We start from the raw sequence: 3665 nt of genomic DNA on the forward strand, positions 1-3665 counted from the left end.
ATCACCGCCTCGGCCGGAGCGAGTTGCTCACGATCGTCTGAATTCAGCGCTCATGATCGCGCGAAATCGCTGCTCATCATCAGTGAAATATGCAGTTAGCTTTCATTGATGCAGACGACATCCCGCTATCCCCTCACCTCCACCACTTCCGCCCGCCCCTCCTCCGCCAGCGCCGCGATCTCTGCACCGGAGGCGTCAACCACGATTACGACCGTGCCCGCACCACGGTCGTAATCGGGATCGCTGGCGATATCCTTAGCGACCCAGGCGCCGTATTAGATCGCTTGTTCAGCAGAGCCAAATAGCTCGCCCACAATGAGCTATCCTCGCAATTGAAGCAGCGCGAGCGCGACTCGGCGTCGACCGGGGGTCGTCGTAGCCGACGCTGTCCCTACCGCGCTCGCGCTGCCAGTGAAGTTAGCAGCAATGTGACTCGGCGCTTGGGGCGTCGCGAGCACGCCAGCGCTGTCCCTGCCACGCGCCGCTAACTTTGGTGGCCAACCTTGCCACCTTGAATGGCAAAGCTGACCGGCACGGCCCGCTCTGAGGTGGTCCATGGGCGTGCCCTCGAAGCTGTATTGGCGAAAGGGCTCCCAAGCACCCACCAGGATTGGTGGGCTGCCTTGTCCAGGCCGAAGTCTAAGCTGTCACTTAGCCTTGCAGATATAGGAGAGACTAGCATGTCTAAACGCGCACGCATTCGCTACGTCAACAAGACGGATAGAAAGAGCCCTCACGAAAGAATCACACATGTTGGGGGAGCAAACCCCGACGGGACGCCGTGGAAGCGATCCATCGATCAGGCTATCAAAGATATCGAGAGCGACGAATGGGAGTTCTATGTCGAAGAAAACGGCCGCAGGGTTGATGTGGTCCGGGCCACGCACGAGGGACACAAGTACATCAAAACGTCGGCGGACGACATTCAACCCAACAATCTTCTTCTGCTCGCTGAGTGTCCGTGATTTTCAGTAACATCTTTCGCCCCTCGTCGCACGGTCAATCGCACGTTGACTTGGTAGTCGTTTGTGAAGAACGTTTCTTAGCACCGTTTTTACGCAAGGTGTGGTTGCAATCTTGGTGCAGCTCTGATTATTCTGCACCAGTTAGTCTGGCTTGAAGCAGATCGATTTTCCCGCGGCCGTACATTTGACGTCTGACGAGCTTGAGGCGCGTGATCTGACCTTCAGTCTGCCCGTTCGACCACGGCGAAGTGATTGCTGCCCGAACGGCGGCTTCATCCTTGACGACTCCGTTGGCGAACGAGGCTACGAGACTGGCGCGAGCGCGCTCGATCCATGGCGCGAGTCGCGCCTCCGCCTTGCGCCGGATGATCAAGTGGAATTCGGCGATGATTTCGCGTGCGTCGACCAGGTTTGGCACGCCAGCCTCGATCGCCGCGACCGTGACGGTCTCCGCTTTTGTGAGTACGTCCCGCCCGATTGTCATGAGGCGCGCGATCGTTCTGGCCGACGGAATCCGCTTAAGATTCTGGGCGTCGGCCTTTTCAGCGCGTCGTCTGCGGGTCGTGGCCATTCGTCGAGATATCGAGAACCAGGTCCGCAGTCTCATCAAAGAATACGGCTTGCTGTTCCCCCGTGCGATCGGACTGCAATTCCGCAATCAGGTTCGCGAGCTATTGGGTGAAGATCATCAGCTCGTCAGCGCGATCGCACCGCTTCTGTCGATCCATGAGCAGATCTGCAAGCAGCAGGGCACATTCGACAATGAAGTCCGCCGCTTGGCGAAGTCGGATGAGACGACGCGTCGCCTAATGACCGTTCCTGGTGTTGGCGTGGTGACTGCCTTGACGTTCCGGCATACGATCGATGATCCATCGCGCTTCCGATCGGCATCAAGCGTCGGCGCCTATCTGGGTCTTATTAGCCTCTGGTCCCAAAACCGGGGTCCATTTCAACCCGTCCTCGGTCACAACTACTCTGACAAGGCCAACCTCGGATTGGGTCCGGTTCGCTGCGAAGACTCTTCGCCCAATCGTCACCGGCAGAGCGCGGGACAGGCCATATCGCCGCGCCGCCGCCGCAACCAAACGCCGATCGGAACCGCAATGCCGCTCTGTTTGGAGGCTTGCAGTGACTCCGCTGCTTTAGATGGTAACGACATCTCGGACAGCGTCTAGGACGAGGTTCACCGGCCGACGTCGTGTCCTCTGCTCCTGACAGAACCAATTAATTCCGCTCGCGCGCCACTGTAGGCGTCCGTCATGGACGTTCCGATTTTACGAATCGCCCATACACGCTGCACGCCCGCCGCGAGATCGTTTGCGCTGTTTGGCGGCAGCCTATGCGATGCTTCCTCAATTGCATCGATGCTCCTGTCCAAATCTGAACCTTGCTGCACCACATTCATGGATGGAGGGCCATTCCGGATGGGCCCAAGATGTTCGCCATACCCAGCAAGGAGGTTATTAAGTTCCGGATGATCTATCAATGCATCATAAATCCGCACTTTTTGCTCTGCATCCAAGTGATCATGTGCCGATATAAGGACCATGGCTGCGTTGCGGTGACCTGCAGAATCGTATGATGGATGATCCTGTTTGAACGAGTCGATCGCTTGGTCAAGGAGGCGCCTTCTATTGACGTGGTCAAGGTCACCAAGGTGACGAGCTAAGGCTAGGATCGCCCCAGGGTTACTACTTGCATGAGATACGTTGAGAATGTGATCGACTGTGGCAGATTTCCGCGTAGCAGATTGGAATTTAAGTATTGGCGCGATAGCGTCAGCCCGATGAAATGCGTCGTCGAGGGGATGAGCTGGAGGCAATCCATTGTCGGGCTTTTCGGCGTCATACAAGGCCTTGGCCGAGGTACCGAGCCGGTTGAGCCGCGCGTGAAATACCCCAACTGGGCCTGTTTGAAGCGCGTCTCGTGTTGAGCGGTCGATGAGTTTAAAGTTCGTAAGGTTGTTTGCTGTTTCAACCGGATCGTCGGTGGTTAAACCTTTTGCCACTTCGTCCATCACCTCGCGCGGCAAGTCATTTATTCGTGTGGCAGTGCCGCCATCACGAGCTGAGCTTTCAGGTTCGCCCGCCTGCTGCCTATCTCGATCCATTGATCAGACTCACGTGCTGTTTTCTACGAACCTAAGCTACAATGTAAGCGGGGCCAGATGAATCGATATTGCGTTACATTCGTAATCTGCCAAGGCCTCAAATCCAATGCATCGCGAATTTGCTAAAGTGCTCAACGCGCTCTGCTGATCGACCAGCGAGATAATGGGGCCGCCAGTACGAAACAGCCCAATTGTAAGGGCATGCAATGTCGTCTGACTGGAAAAACGACGAAACCGATGTATATGAAGCGATCATCTACCTTCGGTGGGCATCACTCGGATCAGGGCACGATATTCCATAACGAATTATGCGAATGACAGTTGCGTAGTTTCGCTCGTCAGCTCGAACACACCTTCCGTCCAGAAAAGAACTGCATCATGTGGAGTGGGCTGGATCAGTGATCAATCCCTTCAAGCTTTCCGATATTCTCCTCCAAACTTCCTTTCGATGAGCCGGGCAACGGACCCGGCCTGACGAACGCATCCACCACGTTGCCTAGGAGCCTGTCCGAGTAGTCCCTGTTCAATTGGGTGGGAGTCTGATTTTATTGGCGGCGATGAGCAAGTATTTTCGCCTCTGGAAGATTGAT

General features: G+C 56.0%; 3 protein-coding genes and 1 pseudogene. 2 read left to right on the forward strand and 2 right to left on the reverse strand.

What is annotated here, in order from left to right; all coding sequences use genetic code 11:
• Positions 1–680: 680 nt before the first annotated feature.
• A complete protein-coding gene (locus K288_RS0142835) occupies positions 681–965 on the forward strand; it encodes a DUF3892 domain-containing protein (RefSeq protein ID WP_027556198.1) in 285 nt (94 codons plus the stop codon).
• Positions 966–1092: 127 nt separating this feature from the next.
• Here the strand turns inward: K288_RS0142835 and K288_RS49015 are convergent.
• Positions 1093–1533 (reverse strand): annotated as a pseudogene (locus K288_RS49015) (transposase); the annotation flags it as partial.
• A 1-nt stretch (position 1534) separates the two neighbouring features.
• Between K288_RS49015 and K288_RS55380 the strand changes: the two are divergent.
• Positions 1535–2140, forward strand: a complete 606-nt coding sequence (locus tag K288_RS55380) for a transposase (protein ID WP_244443487.1) — start codon at positions 1535–1537, stop codon at positions 2138–2140.
• An 8-nt stretch (positions 2141–2148) separates the two neighbouring features.
• Here K288_RS55380 and K288_RS53295 read toward each other — a convergent pair whose 3' ends face one another.
• Positions 2149–3075 carry a hypothetical protein gene (locus K288_RS53295; RefSeq protein WP_152535980.1) on the reverse strand — a complete coding sequence of 309 codons (927 nt, stop codon included), beginning with the start codon at positions 3073–3075 and terminating at the stop codon, positions 2149–2151.
• Positions 3076–3665 lie beyond the last annotated feature (590 nt).

The sequence above is a fragment of the Bradyrhizobium sp. Ai1a-2 genome (assembly GCF_000426245.1).
In the GTDB taxonomy this organism is placed as follows: domain Bacteria; phylum Pseudomonadota; class Alphaproteobacteria; order Rhizobiales; family Xanthobacteraceae; genus Bradyrhizobium.